This window comes from Streptomyces sp. NPDC059866 (assembly GCF_042731325.1).
GTDB lineage: Bacteria > Actinomycetota > Actinomycetes > Streptomycetales > Streptomycetaceae > Streptomyces > Streptomyces flavusporus.
Genome location: NZ_JBHWJT010000002.1, coordinates 298782 through 324144, shown reverse-complemented (window position 1 = coordinate 324144; position 25363 = coordinate 298782). Strand labels below are relative to the sequence as shown.

The window sequence follows — 25363 nt, the reverse complement described above, 5'->3', positions numbered from 1 at the left end:
CGGGCCGGATCACTCAGCCCCGGAAGCCCAGCAACCCGTGCAGCGTCGCACCCCGGCTCGCGCCGGACGCCCTGGTGGTCAGCGGCTTCGGGTCGGGCAGTGCCTTGCACACCGCGTCGACCCCGCCGCTCCCGCGCGGCACCGTGCCGTCGGTCAGATAGGCCGCCAGGTGCTTGTCCAGGCAGGTGTTCCCGCTCAGCGTGATGCCGTGGTTCCCGCCGCCCGCCTCGACGACCAGGCTGGAGCGGCGCAGCAGCCGGTGGACCGTCGCGGCACCCTGGTACGGGGTGGCCGCGTCGTGCGTCGCCTGGAACAGCAGGACCGGCGGCAGGTGGCCGTTGGCGATGTTCACCGGCTTCAGCGAGTCCGTCGGCCAGAACGCGCACGGCGCGTTGTACCAGGCGTTGTTCCAGGTCAGGAAGGGTGCCTTCGCGTACACCGCCCAGTTGTCCTTGCTCCACTGGCGCCAGTCACGCGGCCATGCGGCGTCCCGGCACTGCACCGCGGTGTAGATGCTGTAGCCGTTCTCGTCGGCGGCATCCACGGCCCCGAAGTCCTCGTACGCCTCGACCAACGGATCCGGATCCTTGTCGTTGACGTACGCCGCGAACGCCTCGGCGAGGTGGGGCCAGTAGCCGTTGTAGTAGCCGCCGGGCAGGAAGGTGTCCTCCAGTTCGGCGGCGCCGACCGTGCCACGCGCGGGTTTCCCGGCCAGCGCCGCGCGCATCGCGTACCACCTGGCCTCGACCCGGGCCGGGTCGGTGCCCAGCCGGTAGGTGGCGTTGTGCTTGGCGACCCACTTCATGAAGGCCCGGTGGCGGTCGTCGAAGGCGTGGTCCTGCGCCAGGTTGCTGTCGTACCAGACGCCGGTGGGATCGACGACGGAGTCCAGGATCGCCCGACGGACCCGCTCCGGGTGCCGCCTGGCGTAGACCGCGCCCAGGTACGTGCCGTACGAGTAGCCGAAGTAGGTGATCCGCTCCGCACCCAGAGCACGCCGGATCCAGTCCATGTCCTCGGCGGCGCTGACCGTGTCGAGGTACGGCAGCACCCGCGCGTACTTCTTTCCGCAGGCGGCGGCGAAGGACTTCGCGCGTGCGAGGTTGGCCGTCTCGGCGGCGGGCGTGGCGGGCCTCGGGTCGGGGCGCGCCGGGTCGAAGTGGCCGGGCCCGCAGTTCAGCGCCGGCTTGCTCGCGCCCACCCCGCGCGGGTCGAAGCCGATGACGTCGTACTGCGCCGCAACCGACTTCGGCAGGGCGGACGCGACGAATCCGGCGAGGGTCAGACCGCTGCCGCCGGGACCGCCGGGGTTGACCAGGAGCGGGCCCTGGTACCTCTTCGCGGTGTGCGGGACGCGGGACAGCGCCAGCGTGATCTTCTGTCCGTGCGGGTTCGCGTGGTCGAGCGGCACCTTCAGCGACGCGCACTGCAGCGTCGGGTAGTCGGTGGTGCCGCACTTCTTCCACGCCGGTTTCGTGGCCAGGTTCGTGGTGGCGGCGGGTTCAGCGGCGCGCGGGGCGTTCGCCTCGGCGGGGACTGCCGTGAGGGTGCCGGCCGCGACGAGCACGGCGCCGCACAGCACGGCTGCGCGTTTGTTCATGGGGTCCTCCCAGGACGGAGGGTTGCGGGGCCGCGCATGCCACGGCCCTCGCCGCATCGTCCCGAACAGAACGCCCGGAAGAACATATTCTGATCGCACTTGACCCGATTGGGCCGATGGTTGCGCTCGAACGCTCTCAGATCAGCGAGAGTTGGGTCGACCCGGGCAGGTCCGAAGGCGCCGGCTCGGGTTCCCGGATCCGGCGCGGCATACCCGCGCGGGTCGGCCCGATGCCGTACTCCTGGGCCAGTTCGTGGACCTGACGGGTGATCCGGCGCTGGTACCACTTCGGGGCGTAGGCGCCGTCCGCGTACAGCCGCTCGTAGCGCCGCACCAGGTGCGGGTGGTGGCGCTCGAGCCACGCCATGAACCACTCGCGCGCGCCGGGCCGCAGATGCAGCACGAGCGGCGTGACCGACGTGGCCCCGGCGGCGGCGATCGCCCGTACGGTGGCCCGCAGTTGGGCGGGCTGATCGCTCAGGAACGGGATCACCGGCGCCATCAGCACACCGCAGCCGATCCCGTGCTCGCCCAGGGTCCGTACGACGTCCAGGCGGCGTTCCGGCGCCGGGGTGCCCGGCTCGACGGTGCGCCACAGCTCGGTGTCGGTGAAACCGACCGAGACGGAGATGCCGACGTCCGTCACCCGGGCGGCCTGCGTCAGCAGGTCCAGGTCGCGCAGGATCAGGGTGCCCTTCGTCAGGATCGAGAAGGGGTTCGCGTGGTCGCGCAGGGCGGCGAGGATGCCCGGCATCAGGCGGTAGCGGCCCTCGGCTCGCTGGTAGCAGTCGACGTTGGTGCCCATCGCGATGTGCTCGCCCTGCCAGCGGCGCGAGCCGAGCTGGCGACGCAGCAGCTCGGGCGCGTTCACCTTCACCACGATCTGCGAGTCGAAGCCGAGCCCCGTGTCCAGGTCCAGGTAGCTGTGCGTCTTCCTCGCGAAGCAGTACACGCACGCGTGCGTGCAGCCCCGATAGGGATTCACGGTCCACTCGAAGGGCATGCGGGAGGCCCCGGGCACCCGGTTGAGGATCGAGCGGGCCCGCACCTCGTGGAAGGTGATCCCCCGGAACTCGGGTGTGTCGAAGGTCCTGGTCACCACCGCGTCCGCGCCGAACAGCGCGGCATCGGCCCGGCTGTGCTCGCCGGACTCCAGGGTGAGGTTCTCCCAGCGCATGACGCCTCCTCGGGGTCGCTCGGCCACAGAATAGAACATCTGTTCCCATGATCGTGCGAGTGTCATTCCCGATCGCGTCACCGAACCCGATCGGTCACTTCTGTGCTCCCGATTTGGCGGCCGGGGACCGGGGTGATTGGCTGTCCGCAACCCCGAGAACTCAGGTGCTGGAGGAACGCAATGGCGCAGGTCGAGGCCACTACGGAGCGGGTCGTCGCGGCGGACCCGGAGACGGTGTTCGACACCCTCGCCGACTACGCCGGCACACGCGCGAAGCTGCTGCCCGAGCACTTCAGCGAATACGAGGTGCGCGAGGGCGGTGACGGCGAGGGCACCCTCGTCCACTGGCGCCTCCAGGCCACCAGCAAGCGCGTCCGCGACTGCCTGCTGGAGGTCAGCGAGCCGACCGACGGCGAGCTCGTCGAGAAGGACCGCAACTCCTCCATGGTCACCGTCTGGCGGGTCACCCCGGCCGGTCAGGGCAGGTCCCGGGTGGTCGTGACCACCACCTGGACGGGCGCCGGTGGCATCGGCGGCTTCTTCGAGAAGACCTTCGCACCCAAGGGCCTCGCCCGGATCTACGACGCGGTGCTCGCCAAGCTGGCCGCAGAGGTCGAGAAGTGATCAAGGGGCAATCCCTGAAGGGCTGTTGAGGTCTCACCGGTTCGGGTGGATCTCCTGGCCGCCCGGCATGATTCCGTAACTCGTCGCGCTTGCTCGTAGTTGTCGCTTTACGCGGCAATTGTGTGGCAGTGCGACGAGGGGAGCGGTAGTGGGCGGGACGACTCTGGTGCAGGACGGACCAGTTGCGACGGCACCCCCACACCTCCCTGCCCCACCGCCGGTCCTGACCGCCGGACTCAGCCCGCGCCGGGTGCGGTTGGTCTTCCTCGGGCTGATGCTCGCGCTGCTGCTCGCCGCCCTGGAGCAGATGATCGTCGCCACCGCGCTCCCGAGGATCGTCGGTGAGCTGCACGGCCTGGACAAGATGTCCTGGGCGATCACCGCCTACCTGCTCACGGCCACCATCGGACTGCCGGTCTACGGCAAGCTCGGTGATCTCCTCGGCCGCAAGGGTGTCTTCCAGTTCGCCATCGTCGTCTTCGTCGTCGGCTCCGCGCTCGCCGGCCGGGCGCAGACCATGGATCAGCTGATCGCCTTCCGCGCGGTGCAGGGCGTCGGCGCGGGCGGGCTCATGATCGGCGTCCAGGCGATCATCGCGGACATCGTTCCGCCCCGGCAGCGGGGCAGGTTCATGGGGCTGATCGGTGCGGCGTTCGGCCTCGCCTCGGTGGCCGGCCCCCTGCTGGGCGGCTACTTCACCGATCATCTCTCCTGGCGCTGGTGCTTCTACATCAACGTGCCCTTCGGCCTGATCACCATGGCCGTCGTCGCCGTCGTGCTGAAACTTCCCAAGCCGACCGCCAAGCCCCGCTTCGACATCCTCGGTGCGCTCCTCCTCGCCGCCGCCTCCACCTGCCTGGTCCTGCTGACCAGTTGGGGCGGCACCGAGTACGCCTGGGACTCGGACGTCATCCTCGCGCTCGCCGCCGGGGCCGCGGCCACCACCGTGCTCTTTCTCGTGGCCGAGCACTTCGCCGCCGAACCCCTCATTCCGCTGCGGCTGTTCCGCGACTCCGTCTTCAACATCACCGGCCTGGTGGGCCTGGTGGTCGGCGTCGCCCTCTTCGGCGCCGCCAGCTACCTGCCGACGTTCCTTCAGATGGTGGACGGGGCGAGCGCCACCGAGTCCGGACTGCTGATGCTGCCCATGATGGGCGGCATCGTCGGTGCCTCGATCATCTCCGGGCAGCTCATCAGCAGCACCGGTCGTTACCGGATCCACCCGATCATCGGCGGTGCCCTCTCCGTCGTCGGCATGTGGCTGCTCTCCCGGCTCGAAGCCGACACGCCCCGGCTGCACTACAGCATCTGGATGGCCGTCCTCGGCGCCGGGATCGGCATGGTGATGCCGGTCCTGATCCTCGCCGTGCAGAACTCCGTGCGCCCCGCCGACCTCGGCACCGCCACCAGCGCCAACAACTACTTCCGGCAGATCGGCGGCAGCGTCGGCGCCGCGATCTTCGGCACCCTCTTCGCCGACCGGCTCACCGACTCCCTGCGTGAACACCTCCCCACGCGCGCGGACGCCGGTCTGCCCGACCCCGAGTCCATCACCCCCGAGCTCGTCCACGCGCTGCCTCCGGCGCTGCGCGAGGGCTACATCCAGGCCTACGCCGACGCCATGCCGAGGATCTTCCTCTACCTCGTGCCGGTGCTCGTCCTCGGGCTGCTCATCTCGTTCTTCCTCAAGGAGACCCCCCTGTTGACCAGTACAGCGTCCCCCCACGCCCCCACCACCGACCCGGAGACAGCCCAGGTGAACGCCCCCATCCCGCACGCCCGTTCGCCGTACGCCGCCGGAATCGCCGTCTGCGGCACCGTGCAGCACCCCGACGGGACCGTCGTGCCCCGCGCCGCGCTCACGCTCATCGACGTCGCCGGACAGCAGATCGGGCGGGGCGCGAGCGGCGAAGACGGACGGTACGCGCTGGCCACGCCCGGCTCGGGGGCATACGTCCTGATCGCCGCGGCCGGCGGCCACCAGCCGCAGGCCGTCTCCGTGACCGTCGGCGAACGCCCCGTCGAACTGGACGTCGTCCTCGGCGGCGCCGGACGCCTCGCCGGCAGCGTGCTCACCGCGGACGGCAGCCCCGTGCGCGACGCCACCGTCACCCTGACCAACGCGCACGGTGAGGTCGTCGCCAGTACCCGCAGCGGACGCGAGGGCGGCTATGTCATCACCGAGCTGGTGGCGGGCGAGTACACGCTCGCCGCGAGCGCTCCCGCGTTCCGGCCGGCCGCCCTCCCGGTCACCGTCCAGGCGGCCCGCGAGACCCGGCAGGACATCGAACTCGCCGGCGGCGCCGTGCTGCGCGGCACGGTCCGGGCGAGCGGCGGGCGGCCCGTCGAGGACGCGCGGGTGACCCTGCTGGACGCGGCCGGCAACGTGGTCGACACGCTCACCACCGGGGCTGACGGAACGTTCCGGTTCGTCGATCTGTCCTCCGGCGAGTACACCGTCATCGCGGCCGGATATCCGCCCGTGGCCACCGTGCTGCAAGTGGCGGGCGGGGGACGCACGGAACGCGACCTTCAGCTGGGCCACGAGGACTGAACCGCCCGTCGGCCGCGGCAGGGCGTGCGCCCGCGCGGTCGGCGACATCAATTCCCGTATTGCCGCACATCGTGGAGGGGTGTCGCCGTACGGTGGGTGACGGGGGCACAGATCTAGATCTTGCACAGTCGTGGGGAGAGGGACTGGGCCATGGACCGTGGCACCGACCGGGCAGCACCTCCCGACCACCAGGCCGGAAGCGGTGCACCGACGGGGCATGCCCCGGCCGGCCGCATCCCGCTGGCCGTGGTCGTGGTCGATCGCGACGGCCTCGTCTCCCACTGGAGCACCGGCGCGCGACGTCTCTTCGGCGCCGCCAAGGAGTTCGCGATCGGCCGGCCCGCGGCCGACCTTCTCCCCGTCTCCGGAGCACTGCCCGAGGACCGGGAGGACACCCCGTACGGGCCGTACGGCGGGTACGACGGCCTCGGACCCGGCCTGCAGGCCTCCCTCGACGGAGGTCTCTCCTACCCGGCCGCGGGCCGTGCCCGGGTCGGTGTGCCCGACAGCGGCCGGGTCGACGTGCTGTGGTGGGCGTACCCGCTGATCGGACCCGGCCTCGAGCGGCTGCTCGTGCTCGCCGCGGACGCGGCCGCCCTGCGCCCGCACGAGCCGGACGAGGACGCGGCCGTCGAACGGATCGCGCCCGCCTTCGCCCTGCACACCGACTTTCCCGGCGCCGAAGAACTCGCCCGCAGGCTTCCCGAGATCCTGCCCAGCATGAGCGTCGACGAGAGCGCGCGGATCGTCGCGCAGGTTCTCGAACTGGGCTATCCGGTTCTGGAGTTCAGCCAGAACGACCGGGTGCCGGTCACTCCGGACTGGGGCGTGCCCCGGCGCGCCGAGCGCAAGGCCCGCCGCGAGCGCCTGGCCAGGGCCGTGGCGGCCGGCGAGACCGTACCGGAGGAACTGCGGGACGACGGCGAGGATCTCGAGTACGCCGCCGTACGCGAACGCCTGGAGTTCCTCAACGAGGTGAGCGGAAGGATCGGCACCTCGCTCGACCTGGCGCGGACCATCGTCGAGGTCAGCAAGGCCGTCGTACCGCGCTTCACCGATGTCGCCGGCACCTATCTGCGCGAACAGGTCGTCGCCGGCGAGGGATTCCCCGAAGGCGTGCCGGACACCACCACCATGTGGCACCGGGTCGCCCTCGAGCACACCGACGAACCCGGCCGCTGGGACGACGTCGTCCCCGTCGGCGAGGCCATGCCGTTCCCGGCGCACACGCCGTTCTTCCAGTGCATGACCACCGGCGAGCCCGTCCTGGTGCCGCGGATCAGCGAGCAGATGGGCCACGCCATCGCCTCGCAGTTCGAGAAACGGGACATCCGGCCGCTGATCACGGGCCGTTCGATGCTCGTCGTGCCGCTGAAGGCACGCAATGTGGTGCTCGGGTTCATGATCCTGCTGCGCCACCCCGAGCGTGTCGAGTTCAACGACATGGACCGGGTCACCGGCGCCGAACTCGCCGCCCGCGCGGGCCTCGTGCTCGACAACGCGCGCATGTACACCTACCAGGAGAGCGTCGCCGAGACCCTCCAGGACAGCATGCTGCCGCACATCCCGCCGCGTATGGCGGGCTGCGACATCGCCACCCGCTATCTGCCCGGCACGATGCTCGGACGGGTCGGCGGCGACTGGTTCGACTCGGTGAAGCTGCCCGGCGCCCGCACCGCGTTCGTCGTCGGCGACGTCATGGGGCACGGCCTCAACTCCGCCGCCATGATGGGCCAGTTGCGTACGGCCGTGCAGACCATGGCCGCCCTCGACCTGCCGCCCGCCCAGCTGCTGCGCAACCTCGACGACCTCGCCCAGCGGCTCGGCGACACCTACCTGGCGACCTGTCTGTACGCCGTCTACGACCCGATCGCGAGCGAGCTGCACCTGGCCAACGCGGGCCATATTCCACCGGTGCTGGTGCGGGCCGAGGACGGTCGCAGTGAACTGCTCGACCTGCCCACGGGGGCGCCCGTCGGGGTCGGCGGGGTGCCCTTCGAGGCGGTACGCGTGCGCGTGGAGCCCGGAGACCGGCTGGTGATGTGCACCGACGGGCTGGTCGAGGTGCGCGGCGAGGACATCGGCGTCGGCCTCGCCACGCTGTGCGAGTCCGCCGCACACCCGGCGGCCTCCATGGACGACGCCTGCGACACGATCATCCGCGCCCTCAACACGCGCGGCGGCCGCAAGGACGACGTGGCCCTGCTGATGGCCCGCCTGAACGGCATCGAACCCGACGACGTCGCCGAGTGGCGGCTCGCCCTCGACCCGGCCGAGGTGGGCCGGGCCCGCGCCGCCGTCCGCGAGCAGCTGCACGACTGGGGCCTGGCCCGGCTGGCGGACAGCGCCGAGCTGATGGTCAGTGAACTCGTCACCAATGCGGTACGGCACTCCCACCGCCGGCCCGTCGAACTGCGCCTGGTGCGCGGCGACACGCTGCTGTGCGAGGTGGACGACGACGATCACGACCTGCCGACCCTGCGGGGCGCCGGACCGCGCGACGAGGCGGGGCGCGGACTGCGCGTGGTCAGCACCCTCGCGCGCGAGTGGGGCGCCAGCCGCAGGGGCGCGGGCAAGACGGTCTGGTTCGAACTCACGCTGCCGCGCCGCTGAACGGTCGGACGCAGGGGCGCGCGGGGGCGCGTACGCCCGTCGAACGAGCCGTGAAGGTGTGCGCCGTGACCTTGTGACCGCGACCCGGGCGCGATAGACCGTACTGGCCCGCCACTCACGGCGGGACGGCGTCGGACCTGGGGAGTTGGCCATGAGCGTGACGAGTCGGTACCGGGAGGCCTGGGAGGCGTTCTGGCGCGAGGCGCCCCGCGAGCAGGGCGCCGTTTTCTGGGACGCCGAGGCATCGCTCACCGCGGGCCGCCACCTCGCCCTGTTCGAGCCGCACCTGACCGACCCCGGCCTGCCCGTGGTCGACCTGGGCTGCGGCAACGGCACCCAGACCCGCTACCTCGCCGACCGCTTCCGGCACGTCCTCGGCCTCGACCTGTCCGTGGCGGCCGTCGAGCACGCCCGGTACGGGGATCCCGCCGGGCAGGCGGGTTACCGAGCACTGGACGCCGCCGAGAAGAGCGAGACCGAGGCGCTGCACGCGGAGCTCGGCGACGCCAACGTGTACATGCGCGGTGTACTCCACCAGTGCGAGCCCGACGACCGGCAGCCACTGGTGGACGGCATCGCCACCCTTGTCGGCACCCGCGGCCGGGTCTTCCTCGTCGAGCTCGCCGAGGCTGCCGGTGCCGTCCTGCGCTCTCTGGCCCAGGGCCCCGCCGGTCCGCCGGCCAAGCTCGCCCCCGTCTTCCGGCACGGCATCGCCCCCGGCGACGTCGCCGACGCCGCCGTGCCCGACCACCTGCGGGCGGCCGGGCTCACCGTGCTGGCGAGCGGCGAACTGCCCCTGGCGACCACGGAGTCCGGCCCGGACGGCGCCCGGATCGAACTGCCGTCGAAGTGGCTGGTGGCGGGCCGGGAGGGCTGACCGCACACGTCCCCGCTGCACCGGCGCCGACGACCGCTTTTCGCCGGTGGGCCCCCTCCTGGTCGTGCGCTGATTCTCCGCGTAACGTGACGCACCATGAAGATCCTCATCAGCGCCGACATGGAGGGCGCCACCGGTGTCACCTGGCCGGCCGACGTGTTGCCGGGGACACCGCAGTGGGAGCGGTGCCGTTCGATGTTCACGTCGGACGTCAACGCCGCGGTGCTCGGCTTCTACGACGGAGGTGCCGACGCGGTCGTCGTCAACGAGGCGCACTGGACCATGCGGAACCTGCTGCTGGAGCGCCTGGACGAACGGGTCGAAATGCTCACCGGACGGCACAAGTCGCTGTCCATGGTCGAGGGTGTGCAGCACGGCGACGTGGACGGCATCGCGTTCGTCGGTTACCACGCCGGCGCCGGAGCGGAGGGCGTGCTCGCGCACACCTACCTCGCGAACTCGATCACCGGGGTGTGGCTGAACGACGTCCGTGCGAGCGAGGGGCTGCTGAACGCGCATGTCGTCGCCGAGTACGGGGTACCGGTGATCCTCGTGACGGGGGACGACGTGGCCTGCGAGGACGCGCTGGGGTATGCGCCCGAGGCGCTGAAGGTCGCCGTCAAGGACCATGTGTCCCGGTATGCGGCGGTGTGCCGTACGCCGGCCAGGACCGCCGCCGACATCCGGGCCGCGGCGAAGGAGGCGGCCGCCCTGGCGGTGCGTCACGAGCCGGTCAGCGGCGGCCCGTACACCGTGGCGGTCGAGTTCGACGCCGAACATCTGGCCATGGCCGCGACCGTCGTGCCGGGCGTGGACCGGACCGGGGAACGGAAAGTGGCGTACACCAGCGAGACCATGTACGAGGGCATCCGTACCTTCAAGGCGGTCACCACCGTCGTCTCGGCCGCCGTGGAGGAGCAGTATGGCTGACCAGCGGGCCCTGGACGAGGTCGTCGAGTTCACCTCCGACCTGATCCGTATCGACACCACCAACCGGGGCGGCGGCGACTGCCGGGAACGGCCGGCCGCCGAGTACGCGGCGGCGCGGCTCGCGGAGACGGGACTGGAACCCGTGCTGCTGGAGCGCACCGAGGGGCGGACCAACGTCGTCGCCCGCATCGAGGGCACCGATCCCTCGGCGGACGCGCTGCTCGTCCACGGGCACCTGGACGTCGTACCCGCCGAAGCCGCCGACTGGAGCGTGCACCCGTTCTCCGGAGAGGTCCGGGACGGGGTCGTCTGGGGACGGGGCGCGGTCGACATGAAGAACATGGACGCGATGATCCTCGCCGTCGTCCGGGCCTGGGCCCGGCAGGGCGTACGGCCCCGGCGGGACATCGTGATCGCGTTCACCGCGGACGAGGAGGCCAGTGCCGAGGACGGTTCCGAGTTCCTTGCCACGCGGCACGCGGGGCTGTTCGAGGGGTGCACGGAGGGCATCAGCGAGTCCGGGGCGTTCACCTTCCACGACGGCGGCGGCCGGGAGATCTATCCGATCGCCGCCGGTGAGCGCGGCACGGGCTGGCTGAAGCTCACCGCGCGCGGGCGCGCCGGACACGGCTCCAAGGTGAACCGCGAGAACGCGGTGACCCGGCTGGCCGCCGCGATCGCCCGGATCGGCGCGCACGAGTGGCCGCTCAGGCTGACCCCGACCGTGCGGGCGGCCCTCACCGAACTGGCCGCGCTGTACGGCATCGACACGGACCTCTCCGATGTCGACGCGCTCCTGGACAAGCTCGGACCGGCCGGGAAGCTCGTCGAGGCCACCGTCCGCAACAGCGCCAATCCGACCATGCTGAACGCCGGTTACAAGATCAACGTCATTCCCGGCGAGGCGGTGGCGTATGTCGACGGACGCTATCTGCCGGGCGGCGAGGACGAGTTCCGCAGCACCCTCGACCTGCTGACCGGGCCGGACGTGGAGTGGGAGTTCGAGCACCGCGAGGTGGCCCTGCAGGCGCCGGTGGACTCGCCGACGTTCGCGCGGATGCGGGCGGCAGTCGAGGAGTTCGCGCCCGAGGGGCACGTGGTGCCGTACTGCATGTCGGGCGGCACCGACGCCAAGCAGTTCTCGCGGCTCGGCATCACCGGCTACGGCTTCGCGCCGCTGAAGCTCCCGGAGGGCTTCGACTACCAGGCCCTCTTCCACGGGGTCGACGAGCGCGTCCCGGTCGAGGCGCTGCACTTCGGCGTCCGTGTTCTCGACCGGTTCCTGCGGAGCGCCTAGAGGTATGGGGGAGAACGTGCAGACCATGGCGTACGGTTCCTGGCCCTCGCCGATCGACGCGGCGCTCGCCGCCGCGCACGACGGCCATCCCGAGTACGTGGGTTTCGTCGGTGACGAGGCCTGGTGGACCGAGCCGCGGCCCGCCGAGGGGGGCCGGCGCACACTGGTGCGCAGGCATGCCGACGGCGGGGAGGAGTCCGTGCTGCCCGCTCCGTGGAACGTGCGCAGCCGGGTCATCGAGTACGGCGGACAGCCCTGGGCCGGAGACCTCGTCGACGGCCGGCCGCTGGTGGTGTTCGTGCACTTCGCCGACCAGCGGCTGTACCGCTACGAGCCGGGGGGCGAGCCGCGCCCGTTGACGCCCGTGTCCCCCGTGGGCGGCGGGCTGCGCTGGGCCGATCTGCGGCTGCGGCCGGAGCGCGGTGAGGTGTGGTGCGTGCTGGAGGAGTTCACCGGTGACGGACCCACCGACGTGCGGCGTGTGCCGGCCGCGGTGCCGCTGGACGGCTCCGCCGCCGAGGACCGGGACGCCGTGCGGGAACTCACCGACGACCGGCACCGTTTCGTCACCGGTCCGCGCCTCTCGCCCGACGGACGGTATGCGGCCTGGCTGGCCTGGGACCATCCGCGTATGCCGTGGGACGGCACGGAGCTGGTGCTCGCCGAGGTCGGATCCGACGGGACGCTCCTCGCGCCCCGGACGGTCGCCGGCGGTCCTCAGGAGTCGATCGCCCAGGTCGACTTCGCGGCCGACGGCTCCCTGCTGTACAGCAGCGACCGCACCGGCTGGTGGAACATCTACCGCGACGGTGAACCGCTGTGCCCGCGCGAGGAGGAGTTCGGCGGGCCGCTGTGGAAGCTCGGGCACCGCTGGTTCGCCCCGCTGGACAGCGGGCTCATCGCCGTCGTGCACGGGCGCGGCGCGACCGCCCTCGGGATACTGGACCCCGAGACCGGCGAGGTCGTCGACGCGGCCGGCCCCTGGACCGAGTTCGCGCCCACCCTCGCGGTGCACGGCGAGCGGATCGTCGGCGTCGGGGCCAGCCCGCGCAGCGCCTACGAGGTGGTGGAGCTGGACGCCCGGACCGGCCGGGCCCGGGTGATCGGCGCCGAGCACGACGACACCGTGGACCCGGCGTACTACCCCGAACCGCAGATCCGCACCTTCACCGGCCCCGCCGGACGCGAGATCCACGCGCACGTCTACCCGCCGCACAACCCCGGCTGCATCGCACCCGGCGCCGAGCTGCCGCCGTACGTGGTCTGGGCGCACGGCGGCCCCACCGGACGCGCACCGCTCGTCCTCGACCTGGCCATCGCCTACTTCACCTCCCGCGGCATCGGCGTCGCCGAGGTCAACTACGGCGGCTCCAGCGGGTACGGCCGCGCCTACCGGGACCGGCTGCGCGAGCAGTGGGGTGTCGTCGACGTGGAGGACTGCGCGGCTGTTGCGCTCGCGCTGGCCGACGAGGGCACCGCCGACCGCGACCGGCTCGCGGTGCGCGGCGGCAGCGCGGGCGGCTGGACCGCGGCGGCGTCCCTCGCCACGACCGACGTCTACGCCTGCGGCACGATCATCTACCCGATCCTCGACCTCACCGGCTGGGGCACGGGGGAGACCCACGACTTCGAGTCGCAGTACCTGGAGAGCCTGGTCGGGCCGCTCGCCGAGGTGCCCGGACGGTACGTGGAACGCTCGCCCGTCGAGCACGCCGACCGCATCACCGCGCCCTTCCTGCTGCTCCAGGGGCTGGACGACGTGATCTGCCCGCCGGCGCAGTGCGAGCGGTTCCTGGCCCGTATGGAGGGCGGACGGGTGCCGCACGCGTACATCGCCTTCGAGGGGGAGGGACACGGGTTCCGGCGGGCCGACACGATGATCCGTGCCCTGGAGGCCGAACTGTCCCTGTACGCCCAGGTGTTCGGACTGAACCCGCGCGGCGTTCCCACATTGGAGCTGGCCAAGTGAAGGAACTCCTGCGTCCGGCCCGGCTCGCCCCCGGCGCCCGGGTGGCCGTCGTCGCACCCAGCGGACCCGTGCCGGAGCAGCGGCTGCAGGCCGGACTCGACGTGCTGCGCGGCTGGGACCTCGACCCGGTGGCGGCGCCCCATGTGCTGGACCGGCACGGGACGTTCGACTACCTGGCGGGCACGGACGCCGACCGGGCCGCCGACTTCCAGGCGGCCTGGTGCGATCCGTCCGTGGACGCCGTGCTGTGCGCCCGCGGCGGCTACGGGGTGCAGCGGATGGTCGACCTGCTGGACTGGGAGGCCCTGCGGGCGGCCGGGCCGAAGCTGCTCGTCGGCTTCAGCGACATCACGGCGCTGCACGAGGCGTTTGCTGTGCGACTGGGCCTGGTCACGCTGCACGGGCCGATGGCGGCGGGCGTCGACTTCATCAAGAACGCGCGGGCGCAGGAGCACCTCAAGGCCACGCTGTTCGCGCCGGAGACGGTCCGCACGATCGCCTCCGGCGGTACGGCACTGGTTCCCGGCCGGGCGCGGGGTGTCGTCCTGGGCGGATGCCTCTGCCTGCTCGCCGCGGAACTGGGCACCTCGCACGCCCGTCGCTCCGCGCGCGGCGGGCTGCTCTGTCTGGAGGACGTGGGGGAGGAGACGTACCGTCTGGACCGTTACCTCACCCAACTGCTCCGGGCCGGCTGGCTCGACGGGGTGCGTGGGGTGCTGCTCGGGTCGTGGGAGCGATGCGATGCCTACGACCGGGTACGCGCCCTGCTCGTCGACCGGCTCGGCGGGCTCGGCGTTCCCGTGGGCGAGGAGTTCGGATTCGGGCACTGCGACGGGGCGTTGACGATTCCGTTCGGGGTTGCGGCCGAGCTGGACGCGGACACGGGCACCTTGACGCTGGACGAGCCCGCTCTGCGCTGAGCAGCGGAACTGAAATTCCGTCAGGAAACTCCGATCACGGTGATTGACCCGTCCTGACACGTGTCACAACATGATTACCGGCCTGCACTACTGGTCGGTATTCGTGTTGTCCGATTGTCCTCGTTCTCCGGGTTCTCCGGGTCTTCCGGGTTCTCCGGGTGTTCCGGTTGTCCTCAGTGTGGAGGTCTGCGTGTCCCGACGTGTGTCCAGGTCCCGTGCCGTTCTCGCCGCCGCGCTGGGCGCCGCGCTCACCGCGCCCCTCGCACTCACCGCTCCCGCCGCCGCGACCGGCCAGTACACCGTCAGCGCCCTGAAGTTCACCGTCCGGGCGGGCGGCCGCACCTGCACGATCGACGCCGACCTCTACCGGCCCGCGGGCGTGAACAGTGCCCGCCCCGCCCCCGCCGTGCTGGCCACCAACGGCTTCGGCGGCAGCAAGAACGACGGCTCCACGGACGCCATCGGCAAGGCCTTCGCCCAGCGCGGCTACGTCGGGCTCGTCTACTCCGGGCTCGGCTTCGGCAGATCGGGCTGCCTCATCTCGCTCGACGACCCGGCCGTCGACGGCCGGGCCGCCGCGCAGCTGCTGGACTTCCTGGCCGGCAAACGGGCCGCCGACGACGGCACCAGCGTCGACTACGTCACCCTCGACCGTCCGGGCGACCCGCGCGTCGGCATGATCGGCGGTTCCTACGGCGGAGCGATCCAGCTGGCCACGGCCTCCGTCGACCACCGCGTCGACGCCCTCGTGCCCATGATCACCTGGAACGACCTCGGCTACTCGCTCGCCCCGAACAGCGCCGTCGGTGCCCGCGGTGTGCCCGGCGCCTTCAAATGGCAGTGGACCAACGGCTTCTACCTCATCGGCGAGGGCCAGCCGCTGAGCCGGCCGGGCCTCGACCCGTCCCGCATCAACTCCCGCACCTGTCTGCACTTCGTCAGCAGGGCCTGCGACACCATCCGCACCCTCAACTCCGGCCGCTATCCGGCCGACCGGACCGCCGGACTGCTCGACTACGCCCGCAGCGTCTCCCCGGCGTCCTACCTGCACCGGGTCCAGGCGCCCACCCTGCTGGTCCAGGGGCAGGCCGACACCCTGTTCAACCTCAACGAGGCGACCGCCACGTACAAGACGCTCAAGGCGCACGGCACGCCGGTGAAGATGATCTGGCAGTCCTGGGGGCACAGCGGCGGCCTGACCGACCCGGCGAGCGGAGAACTCAACCTCGGCCAGGGCAACCTGGAGAGCGCCTACGTCGGCAAGCGGATCCTCTCCTGGTTCGACCGCTATCTGCACAAGAAGAAGATCGACACCGGACCGGCCTTCGCGTACTACCGGGACTGGATCACAGACCCCCACCGCACCTACGCCACGGCCGACCGGCTCCCCGCACCCGGCCAGAAGCTGTACCTGTCCGGCGACGGCAAACTCGTCGACAACCGCAGGAAGGTGGCGCGCGGCAGTCGCTCGTACACCAACTGGCTCAAACCCACGAGCCACTCGGAGAGCTCCGTGGCCGGGCTCGCCGGGCTGCCGGACCCGGGGCCGTACGACACCAAGGGCACCTATCTGGGCTGGACCAGCGAGCCGCTCGGGCGGACCGTCGACGTCGTGGGCGCGCCCCGGGCCACGCTGAGGGTTCTCTCTCCGCAGGCGGAACGCACCCAGCACTCGGGCGACGCCGCCGACAAGCTCGTCCTCTTCGCCAAGCTGTACGACGTCGCACCCGACGGCAGGCAGACGCTGGTCCACCGGCTGGTCGCGCCGGTCCGCGTGCCGGACGTGACCAAGCCGTTCACCGTGACCCTGCCGGGCCTCGTCCACCGGTACGAGAAGGGCCACCGGCTGCGGTTCGTGATCGCGGCGAGCGACGACGCGTACTTCGGCAACCGGGGGACCAAGCCCGTGACCGTGGTCAGCGCGCCGGGGGACACGGGAGTGCTGGAATTGCCCGTGGTGCCTGAGTGAGCCCGCTCGGAGCGAGCCGTCGTAGGGTGGCGGCGTGCCACACTCCGCGTCCCGCTACCTCGCCGAGGGTCCCCACGTGGGCATACGCCACTTCACCCACGAGGACGGCGCCGAGTTCACCGCGCGTGTCCGGGAGAGCAAGGCGCTGCACCATCCGTGGCTCTTCCCGCCGGACACCGCCGAGGCGTACGCCCGCTATGCCGGCCGGCTGATCGAGGACCCGACGAAGGCGGGGTTCCTGGTCTGTGACCGGGTCACGCACGCCCTGGCCGGCTACATCAACATCAACAACATCGTCCGCGGTGCCTTCCAGAGCGGGGCGCTGGGATACGGCGCCTTCGCGCACGCCGCCGGGCGCGGGCTGATGCGCGAGGGGCTGAACCTGGTCGTGGACCATGCGTTCGGGCCCATGCGACTGCACCGGCTGGAGATCAACGTGCAGCCAGGCAACGCCGCGTCGATCGCCCTCGCCCGCGCCTGCGGATTCCGTCTGGAGGGCTTCTCGCCGCACATGCTCTACATCGACGGCGCCTGGCGGGACCACGAACGCTGGGCGCTCACCACCGAGATGCGGGCTTGTGGTTGATCTTCATCGTGTCCCGTGGGTTTTTACCGTTGAAGGCTCGACTCCACGTCGGGGAGGATGCGGCGCATGCGGAACATCGTCGTGATCGACGCCCCCTCCAACCTGGGCCTGCGCCCGCCCGCCCCCGGCACCGTCCCCGGCTGCCACAAGCTCGCCGGGGCCCTGCGTGAGCAGCGAATACTGCAGCGGCTGAACGCCCTGGAGGGCGGGGTCGTCGTGCCGCCGCGCTACGACCGCGGGGACTGGCAGGAGGGCGACGGCGTCTTCAACGCGGCCGCCATCGCCTCGTACACCTGCAGACTGGCCGACCGGATCGAGCACCATGTACGCGCCGGGGACTTCCCCCTCGTGCTCGGCGGCGACTGCTCCATCCAGCTCGGCGCCTCGCTCGCACTGCGCCGCATCGGGCGGTACGGGCTGGCGGCTGTGGACGCCTCGCACGACTTCCGCCACCCGGGGAACTCCGACCACGTCGGCGCGGCGGGCGGCGAGGAGCTCGCGCTCGCCACCGGGCGCGGGCAGGAGGACCTGACGAACCTGGAAGGGCTGAAGCCGTATCTGCGGGACGCGGACGTGCGGCTCTTCGGCATCCGCGACTACTTCGACGAGGACACGGCAGAACTCGCCGGCCTGAAGATCCCGGTCGTCACGGTCGGCGACATCCGGGAGTGGGGCGCCGACGCCCTGGCCCGCGTCACCGCCGAGGCCTTTGCGATTCCGCAGCTCCAGGGGTTCTGGGTGCACCTGGACGCCGACGTCCTCGACCCGTCCGTCATGCCCGCCGTCGACAGCCCCGATCCGGACGGACTGTTCCCCGACGAACTCGTCGCCCTGCTGCGGCCCTGGCTCGCCTCCCCGCACTGCGCCGGCCTCAACGTCACCATCTACGACCCCGACCTGGACCCGGAGGGCACGGCGGGCGCGCTGCTCGCCGACGTCGTCGTGGACGCCTTTGCGCAAGCCTGACCGGCGGCTTCTCCGGCCAGTGTCCGTGGCGTTACGCGGGCAGGGCCGCGGGTACCCGGCGGGCATGGACCGCATGGATCATCTGGAGCATCTGGACAAGCATCTGGTCGACGAACTGGCGCAGGTCGCGCGTGAGACGATCCGTGACGAACTGCGGCAGCAGACCCGTAAGCAGCGCCGCACCGCCATGCTGTACGGCGCTTCCGGAGCCGTCGCCCTCTACGCGGGAGCGGCCCTCGCTCTCGCCGTGGGCCTGGCCCTCGCCATCGCCCTGCCGGACTGGGCCGCTGCGCTGGTCACCGCGGCGATCCTTGGTGTCATCGCCTACGTGCTGCGCGGCGCGGCACGGCCCACACACCGACACATGACCGAACCGGCCGCCGGCCATCCGGAGCGTGTCCCCGGCGGCGCCGCACCGTATCCGCCGATGCCGCCCGTCGCGCCCGGCGAGGCCCCCTCGGCGACCGGAGCGCCGACGGCGGACACCCCGCAACCGGGCACGCCCGCCCGGGGCCCGGTGCCGCGGCCGGACCTGATCGACCCCGAGAACCCGCACCACCGGGCGTGACGACCGGTGCGCACGCGGCGTCGCAGGGCCGTCGTGGTGACCGGCGCAAGCGGAGGCGTGGGCCGGGCCACCGCCCGCGCCTTCGCCGCCCGGGGCGACCGGGTCGCCCTGCTGGCCCGGGGCCGCGAGGGCCTCGCCGCGGCGGCGGACGACGTGCAGCGCGCCGGAGGCGAGGCGCTGGCCGTCACCGTCGACATGGCCGACGCCAAGGCCGTCGACGACGCCGCCCAGCAGGTCGTGGACGCGTTCGGACGGATCGACGTCTGGGTCAACAACGCCTTCGCCGGGGTCTTCGCGCCGTTCACGGAGATCACCCCGGACGAGTTCCGGCGGGTGACCGAAGTGACGTACCTGGGCTGTGTGTTCGGTACGCGGGCCGCGCTGCGGCACATGCTGCCGCGGGACCGGGGCACGATCGTGCAGGTCGGTTCGGCGCTCGCCTACCGGGGGATTCCGCTGCAGTCCGCCTACTGCGGCGCCAAGCACGCGATCCAGGGATTCAACGAGTCACTGCGGTGCGAGCTGTTGCACGAGAGGAGCGGGGTGCGGACGACGATGGTGCAGCTGCCCGCCGTCAACACGCCGCAGTTCGACTGGGTGCTGAGCCGGGTGCCGGGGCGGGCCCGGCCGATGGCGCCGGTGTATCAGCCGGAGGTCGCGGCGCGGGCGATCGTGCACGCGGCGCGGCACGGGCGGCGCCGGGAGTACTGGGTGGGCGGCTCCACGGTGACCACGCTGCTCGCCAACGCCGTGGCTCCCGGGCTGCTGGAGCGGTACCTCGCCCGGACCGCGTTCGACGCCCAGCGGGACGCGGGCGAGCATCCCGGGCAGGGGAACCTGTGGGTGCCGGCCGACGGTCCGCACGGGCGGGACTTCGGCGCGCACGGACGGTTCGACGAGGAGTCCCTTCCGGCCGGCCCACAGGAATGGGTTTCCCGCAATCGTGGACACGTGGGGAAGGCACTCACGCTTGGCGCCGGGGTGCTGGCGGCACGCCGGCTGACGCGCCTTGCCCGCGGTCGGGCGGGCCCTCATGCATGAGATCAGCGGCTCTGCTGGAGCTGGGGCAGCACCTTCGTGCGGTAGAAGTCGAAGAACGCGCGCTGCTCGGGGCCGATCTGGTTGACGTAGATCCGGTCGAAGCCCGCCTCGGCGAACGCGTTCAGCGTGGCGACATGCTCGTCGACATCGTCGCCGCAGACCGTGTTGTCACGCACCATGTCCTCGGTGATCAGCGGCTCCAGCTGCTCGAAGTGACGCGGTGAGGGCAGGATCTGGCCCATCTCACCGGGCAGCAGCTGGTTCGACCACAGCCGGCGGACCGTGCGGACGGCCTCGTCGCGGTCGGTGCCGTAGCAGACCTTCGTCCCGCCGCTCACCGGCTTCGCGCCCCCGCCGCCCTTGCGGAACTGCTCCACCATCGACGCCTCGGGCGTCATCGTGATGTAGCCGTCGCCGACGCGTGCCGCGAGGGCCGTCGCTTTGGGGCCGAAGCCGGAGATGTCGATCGGGACGGGCTCGTCGGGGACGGTGTACAGGCGGGCGTTCTCGACCTTGTAGTGCGTGCCGTAGTGGCTGATCTCCTCGCCGGAGAACAGCTTGCGCATGATGAGGATCGCCTCCTCCAGCATGTCCATACGGACACTCGCCGGTGGCCAGGTGTGGCCGACGACGTGCTCGTTCAGTGCCTCGCCCGTGCCGACGCCGAGGCGGAAACCGTTCGTCATCACCGCGCTGGTCGCGGCGGCCTGTGCCACCACCGCCGGATGGATCCGGACCGTCGGGCAGGTGACCGCGGTCTCGATCGGCAGGGACACCGCCTGGGAGATCGCGCCGATCACCGACCACACGAAGGGGCTCTGGCCCTGGGCGCCGTTCCAGGGGTGGTAGTGGTCCGAGATCCACAGCGTCTCGAATCCGGCCTGCTCCGCCATCCTCGCCTGTTCGACGAGATCCGCGGGGCCGAACTCCTCGCAGGAGAGGAAGTAGCCGTACTGGGGCATGGAGGACACCTCGCGAAGGAGGGAGTCGGGCGGGTCACCGGCCGGGTATCCGCCCGCCACGGCACGAAACGCGGGTGCAGTGGGGGTCGAACGGGGGCCCGGCGCGTTTGGGTGCCCTGGCCAGGGGGACGCGGAAAACCTCGTACGAGCCACACCCCCTCTGCCTCGAGGGCGTGGGGGACCCCCACCGGAGGCACACTGTGAGTCGACCCCGCATCGTGATCGTCGGTGCCGGTTTCGCCGGCTACCGGACCGCCCGCGAGCTGTCGCGGCTGGCCCGGGACAAGGCCGACATCACCCTGCTCAACCCGACCGACTACTTTCTGTATCTGCCCCTGCTGCCCCAGGTGGCCGCCGGGATCCTGGAGCCGCGCCGGGTCACCGTCTCGCTCTCCGGCACCCTGCCCCGGGTGCGGCTGGTGCTCGGCGAGGCCGACGGCATCGACCTCGACGCGCGCACCGTGCACTACTCCGACCCCGAGGGCGGTGGCGGCACCCTCCAGTACGACCGGCTGGTGCTCGCCGCCGGCAGCGTCAACAAGCTGTTGCCCATTCCCGGCGTCGCCGAGCACGCGCACGGCTTCCGCGGACTGCCCGAGGCGCTCTATCTGCGCGACCACGTGACCCGGCAGGTGGAGCTGGCGGCTGCCGCCGACGACCCCAAGAGCTGTGCGGCACGGTGCACCTTCGTCGTGGTCGGCGCCGGTTACACCGGTACCGAGGTCGCCGCGCACGGACAGATGTTCACCGACGCGCAGGTCCGCAAGCACCCCCTGCGGGAGGGCATGCGGCCACGCTGGATGCTGCTGGACATCGCACCGCGCGTCCTGCCCGAGCTGGACGAACGGCTCTCCCGCACCGCCAACCGTGTGCTGCGGCAGCGGGGTGTCGACGTGCGGATGGGGACCTCCGTGAAAGAGGCCATGCACGGGGGAGTCCTGCTGACCGACGGCGAGTTCGTCGACACCCGCACGCTGGTGTGGTGCGTGGGTGTACGGCCCGATCCGCTCGTCGACTCCCTCGGCCTGCCCATGGAACGCGGGCGGCTGCTCGTCGACCCGAACCTCCAGGTGCCGGGCCGGCCGGAGGTGTTCGCGTGCGGGGACGCGGCCGCTGTGCCCGACCTCGAGCGACCGGGACAGTACACGCCGATGACCGCGCAGCACGCCTGGCGGCACGGCAAGGTCTGCGCGCACAACATCGCCGCGTCCTGCGGGGTGGGGGAGCCGCGGGCCTACCGCCACCGGGACCTCGGGTTCGTCGTGGACCTGGGCGGCGCGCAGGCGGCGGCCGACCCGTTCGGCGTGCCGCTGTCCGGCCCCCTCGCGGGCGCGGTCACCCGCGGCTACCACCTCGCCGCGATGCCCGGCAACCGGGTGCGGGTCGCCGCCGACTGGCTCCTGGACGCGGTACTGCCGCGCCAGGCGGTCCAGTTGGGGCTCGTACGGTCCTGGTCGGTACCGCTGGACACGGCTTCGCCGGAGCTGGCCCGGGTGCCGGGCCGGGGGGAGCCGGGCGCGGGGGCCGGTGCGGCCGGCGTGGGGGCGGGGGACGGTGGTGCGGGGGCTGCGGAGAGGCAACCGGGCCCGGAGCCTGCGGAGAGCCGGCCCGGCTCTGAGCCGACGATGAGTCAGCTGGGCCAGGAACCCGCGAAGAACCAGCCGGGTGGGGAGCCGGCGAAGAACCAGCCGGGTGGGGAGCCCGCCAAGAACCAGCCGGGTGGGGAGCCCGCGAAGAACCAGCCGGGCGAAGAGCCCGCCAAGAAGCAGCCACCCCCCGCCCCCGGCGAGGGACACCCCTCACCCGGTCCCGTCAAGCGCACCGACATCCCCGCCGAAGGAGACCGATGAACACCCACGAACTCGTCGAGCTGGCACAGCAGTTGCGCGTGGACAGTGTGCGGTGCTCCGCTGCCGCAGGCTCCGGGCACCCCACGTCCTCGATGTCCGCCGCCGATCTGATGGCCGTCCTCCTGGCCAACCACCTGCGCTACGACTTCGACCGCCCCGACCACCCGGGCAACGACCGTTTCATCCTCTCCAAGGGACACGCCTCGCCCCTGCTGTACTCCGCCTACAAGGCGGCCGGCGTGGTCGACGACGGCGAACTGCTCACCTTCCGCAAGCTGGGCAGCCGCCTCGAAGGGCACCCCACGCCGCAGCGGCTGCCGTGGGTGGAGACGGCCACCGGATCGCTCGGGCAGGGACTGCCGGTCGGCGTCGGTATCGCCCTGGCCGGCAAGCGGCTCGACCGCACCGGTTACCGCGTGTGGGTGCTGTGCGGCGACAGCGAGCTCGCCGAGGGCGCCGTGTGGGAGGCCGCCGAGCACGCCTCGTACGAGCATCTCGACAACCTCACCGTGATCGTCGACGTCAACCGGCTCGGCCAGCGCGGCCCCACCCGGCACGGCCACGACCTCGACGCCTACGCCCGCCGTCTGGAGGCCTTCGGCTGGCACACCGTCGAGGTCGACGGGCACGACGTCGACGCGATCGACCGTGCGTACGGGGAGGCGATCTCGACCAAGGGACAGCCCACCGCCGTCCTCGCCCGCACTCTGAAGGGCAAGGGCGTCGCCGCAGTCCAGGACCGCGAGGGCCTGCACGGCAAGCCGCTGCCCGACCTCGACGAGGCCATCGCCGAACTCGGCGGCCCCCGCGACCTGCGCGTCCATGTGCACGAACCGCACAGCGCCCGCCTGCTGCACGCCGTGCGCGACGGGCAGGTCGAGCTGCCCCGCTTCGACAAGGGCGAGGAGGTCGCGACCAGGGACGCCTACGGCAAGGCACTCGCCGCCCTCGGCACCGGACGCGGCGAGATCGTCGCCCTCGACGGCGAGGTGAGCGACTCCACCCGCGCCGAGTACTTCGCCAAGGAGCACCCCGAGCGCTTCTTCGAGTGCTACATCGCCGAGCAGCAGATGGTCGCCGCCGCGGTGGGCCTGTCGACGCGCGGCTGGGTGCCGTACGCCTCGACGTTCGCCGCGTTCCTGACGCGCGCCTACGATTTCGTGCGCATGGCGTCGATCAGCGGCGCCGGTGTCAATCTGGTCGGCTCGCACGCGGGGGTCGCGATCGGGCAGGACGGGCCTTCGCAGATGGGCCTGGAGGACCTGGCGATGTTCCGGGCCGTGCACGGCTCGACCGTCCTGTACCCGTGCGACGCCAACCAGACCGCCCGACTCGTCGCCGCCATGGCGGACCTCGACGGCATCCGCTATCTGCGCACCTCGCGCGGCAAGAGCGCCGTGATCTACGGGCCCGACGAGGAGTTCCCGATCGGCGGCAGCAAGGTGCTGCGCTCCTCCGACCGGGACCGGCTGACCGTGGTCGCGGCGGGCGTGACCGTGCCCGAGGCGCTGGCCGCCGCGGACGCCCTCGACCGGGCGGGCATCCGGGTCCGGGTGATCGACCTGTACTCGGTCAAGCCCGTCGACCGGCTCACCCTGCGGCAGGCCGCCGAGGACACCGGCTGTCTGCTGACCGTGGAGGACCACCATGAGGCGGGTGGCCTCGGGGACGCGGCCCTCGACCCCTTCCTGGACGGGCGCCCCATGCCGCGTCTGGTGCGCCTCGCGGTGCGGACCATGCCGGGCTCGGCGGCCCCCGACGAGCAGCTGCATGCGGCGGGCATCGACGCCGAGTCCATCGTCGCCGCCGTCCAACTCCTCGTGGAACAGGCGGTCGTACGGTGAGCGGTGACGACGTACGGGCCGTGCGGGTCGGCCGGCGCACGGTCGAGGTGCAGCGGCCGGACAAGGTGCTCTTCCCCGGTGGCGGGGACGCCAAGGAGTACACCAAGAGCGACCTCGTCGACTACTACCGGGCCGTCGCCCCGTTCATGCTGCCGCAGTTGCGCGGCCGGCCGTTGATGCTGGAGCGGCATCCGGACGGCCTGGACGGTCCGCAGTTCATGCAGAAGAACACGCCGGACACCTACCCGGACTGGATCACCCGCGTCGAGGTGCCCAAGGAGGGCGGCACCGTCTGTCACACCGTCTGCGACAACACCGCCACCCTCGTCCACCTCGCCGACCAGGCCTGTATCACTCTGCACCGCTGGCTGTCGCGCACCGGACGCCTGGAGAGCCCGGACCGGATGGTCTTCGACCTCGATCCCTCCGGCGACTCCTTCGCGCCCGTCCGCCAGGCGGCCCGGCTGCTCGGCGAGCTGCTCGGCGAACTGAAGCTGCCCTCCGCCCTGATGACCACCGGTTCGCGTGGCCTGCACGTGATCGTGCCGGTCGGCGGGCACCACGGCTTCGACGAGGTACGCGAGTTCGCCCGGGACGTCGCCGACACCCTCGCCGCCGCCCACCCCGACCGGCTCACCACCGCCGCCCGCAAGAAGGACCGCGGCGACCGTCTCTACCTCGACGTGCAGCGCAACGCCTACGCGCAGACCGCCGTCGTCCCCTTCACCGTCCGCGCCCGGCCCGGCGCCCCCGTGGCGGTCCCGGTCACCTGGGACCAGCTGGACGAGCCGGACTTCGGCCCACGCCGCTGGACCATCGCCGACGCCGCCGACCAGGCCCGCACCGATCCCTGGGCCGACATGCCGAGCCGCGGACGCGCCCTGGGGCCGGCGCGGCGCCGGCTCGACGCGTTGCGTGGCTGACACATGTACCGCCCCTGCGCAGGCGCGATACGCCCTGCGGCGGGGGCGTGCGTTTTCCGAAGGTTTGGTCAAGGGCCGTGCGGCCACCCGGAG

Annotated in this window: 19 protein-coding genes; 16 read left to right on the top strand and 3 right to left on the bottom strand. The window is 71.9% G+C overall.

All coding sequences use genetic code 11. The features are described 5' to 3' along the window. Positions 1-13: 13 nt before the first annotated feature. Complete coding sequence (locus tag ACFV7R_RS03715; protein WP_385259470.1) at positions 14-1600, bottom strand: alpha/beta hydrolase; 1587 nt, start codon at positions 1598-1600, stop codon at positions 14-16. Positions 1601-1736: 136 nt separating this feature from the next. Then, complete coding sequence (locus ACFV7R_RS03710) at positions 1737-2777, bottom strand: Rv2578c family radical SAM protein (protein WP_385259468.1); 1041 nt, start codon at positions 2775-2777, stop codon at positions 1737-1739. A 180-nt stretch (positions 2778-2957) separates the two neighbouring features. Between ACFV7R_RS03710 and ACFV7R_RS03705 the strand changes: the two genes are divergently transcribed. The 13 genes from ACFV7R_RS03705 to ACFV7R_RS03645 all read left to right on the top strand — a co-directional run bounded on the left by ACFV7R_RS03705 (position 2958) and on the right by ACFV7R_RS03645 (position 19691). Next, positions 2958-3401, top strand: coding sequence for an SRPBCC family protein (locus ACFV7R_RS03705; protein ID WP_385259466.1), 444 nt, complete (start codon positions 2958-2960; stop codon positions 3399-3401). 148 nt (positions 3402-3549) lie between these two features. Beyond that, on the top strand, positions 3550-5955 hold the full coding sequence (locus ACFV7R_RS03700; RefSeq protein ID WP_385259463.1) for an MFS transporter: 2406 nt from the start codon (positions 3550-3552) through the stop codon (positions 5953-5955). A 150-nt stretch (positions 5956-6105) separates the two neighbouring features. Further along, positions 6106-8568 carry a SpoIIE family protein phosphatase gene (locus ACFV7R_RS03695; protein ID WP_385259461.1) on the top strand — a complete coding sequence of 821 codons (2463 nt, stop codon included), beginning with the start codon at positions 6106-6108 and terminating at the stop codon, positions 8566-8568. A gap of 151 nt (positions 8569-8719) precedes the next feature. Beyond that, complete coding sequence (locus ACFV7R_RS03690; RefSeq protein ID WP_385259459.1) at positions 8720-9445, top strand: class I SAM-dependent methyltransferase; 726 nt, start codon at positions 8720-8722, stop codon at positions 9443-9445. 96 nt (positions 9446-9541) lie between these two features. Next, complete coding sequence (locus ACFV7R_RS03685) at positions 9542-10375, top strand: M55 family metallopeptidase (protein WP_385259457.1); 834 nt, start codon at positions 9542-9544, stop codon at positions 10373-10375. Continuing rightward, the gene (locus ACFV7R_RS03680) at positions 10368-11672 is read left to right on the top strand and encodes a M20/M25/M40 family metallo-hydrolase (RefSeq protein WP_385259454.1); all 1305 of its coding nucleotides are present in this window, start codon (positions 10368-10370) and stop codon (positions 11670-11672) included. The genes ACFV7R_RS03685 and ACFV7R_RS03680 overlap by 8 nt, the downstream gene beginning before the upstream one ends. Before the next feature lie 4 nt (positions 11673-11676). Continuing rightward, positions 11677-13641 carry a prolyl oligopeptidase family serine peptidase gene (locus ACFV7R_RS03675; RefSeq protein WP_385259452.1) on the top strand — a complete coding sequence of 655 codons (1965 nt, stop codon included), beginning with the start codon at positions 11677-11679 and terminating at the stop codon, positions 13639-13641. Beyond that, positions 13638-14561, top strand: a complete 924-nt coding sequence (locus ACFV7R_RS03670) for an LD-carboxypeptidase (protein ID WP_385259451.1) — start codon at positions 13638-13640, stop codon at positions 14559-14561. The genes ACFV7R_RS03675 and ACFV7R_RS03670 overlap by 4 nt, the downstream gene beginning before the upstream one ends. 190 nt (positions 14562-14751) lie before the next feature. Then, positions 14752-16530 (top strand): CocE/NonD family hydrolase, encoded by a 1779-nt coding sequence (locus tag ACFV7R_RS03665; protein ID WP_385259449.1) that lies wholly within the window; start codon positions 14752-14754, stop codon positions 16528-16530. 34 nt (positions 16531-16564) lie between these two features. Further along, a complete protein-coding gene (locus tag ACFV7R_RS03660) occupies positions 16565-17116 on the top strand; it encodes a GNAT family N-acetyltransferase (RefSeq protein WP_385259447.1) in 552 nt (183 codons plus the stop codon). A 66-nt stretch (positions 17117-17182) separates the two neighbouring features. After that, a complete protein-coding gene (locus ACFV7R_RS03655) occupies positions 17183-18082 on the top strand; it encodes an arginase family protein (protein ID WP_385259445.1) in 900 nt (299 codons plus the stop codon). A 64-nt stretch (positions 18083-18146) separates the two neighbouring features. Then, a complete protein-coding gene (locus tag ACFV7R_RS03650) occupies positions 18147-18650 on the top strand; it encodes a phage holin family protein (RefSeq protein ID WP_129800283.1) in 504 nt (167 codons plus the stop codon). 6 nt (positions 18651-18656) lie between these two features. Then, entirely contained in the window at positions 18657-19691 is a 1035-nt protein-coding gene (locus ACFV7R_RS03645) for an SDR family oxidoreductase (protein ID WP_385259443.1), read from the top strand. Positions 19692-19693: 2 nt separating this feature from the next. Here the strand turns inward: ACFV7R_RS03645 and ACFV7R_RS03640 are convergent, their stop codons facing one another. Further along, the gene (locus ACFV7R_RS03640) at positions 19694-20653 is read right to left on the bottom strand and encodes an LLM class F420-dependent oxidoreductase (protein WP_385259441.1); all 960 of its coding nucleotides are present in this window, start codon (positions 20651-20653) and stop codon (positions 19694-19696) included. Between the two features lie 200 nt (positions 20654-20853). Between ACFV7R_RS03640 and ACFV7R_RS03635 the strand changes: the two genes are divergently transcribed. From ACFV7R_RS03635 to ligD, 3 genes are read left to right on the top strand one after another with little or no spacing between them, the layout of a single operon-like run. After that, entirely contained in the window at positions 20854-22503 is a 1650-nt protein-coding gene (locus tag ACFV7R_RS03635) for an NAD(P)/FAD-dependent oxidoreductase (protein WP_385259439.1), read from the top strand. Then, on the top strand, positions 22500-24347 hold the full coding sequence (locus ACFV7R_RS03630) for a transketolase (protein WP_385259438.1): 1848 nt from the start codon (positions 22500-22502) through the stop codon (positions 24345-24347). The genes ACFV7R_RS03635 and ACFV7R_RS03630 overlap by 4 nt, the downstream gene beginning before the upstream one ends. Beyond that, positions 24344-25270, top strand: coding sequence for a non-homologous end-joining DNA ligase (gene ligD / locus ACFV7R_RS03625; protein WP_385259435.1), 927 nt, complete (start codon positions 24344-24346; stop codon positions 25268-25270). Before ACFV7R_RS03630 ends, ligD begins: the two co-directional genes overlap by 4 nt. The last annotated feature ends 93 nt before the right edge of the window (positions 25271-25363 follow it).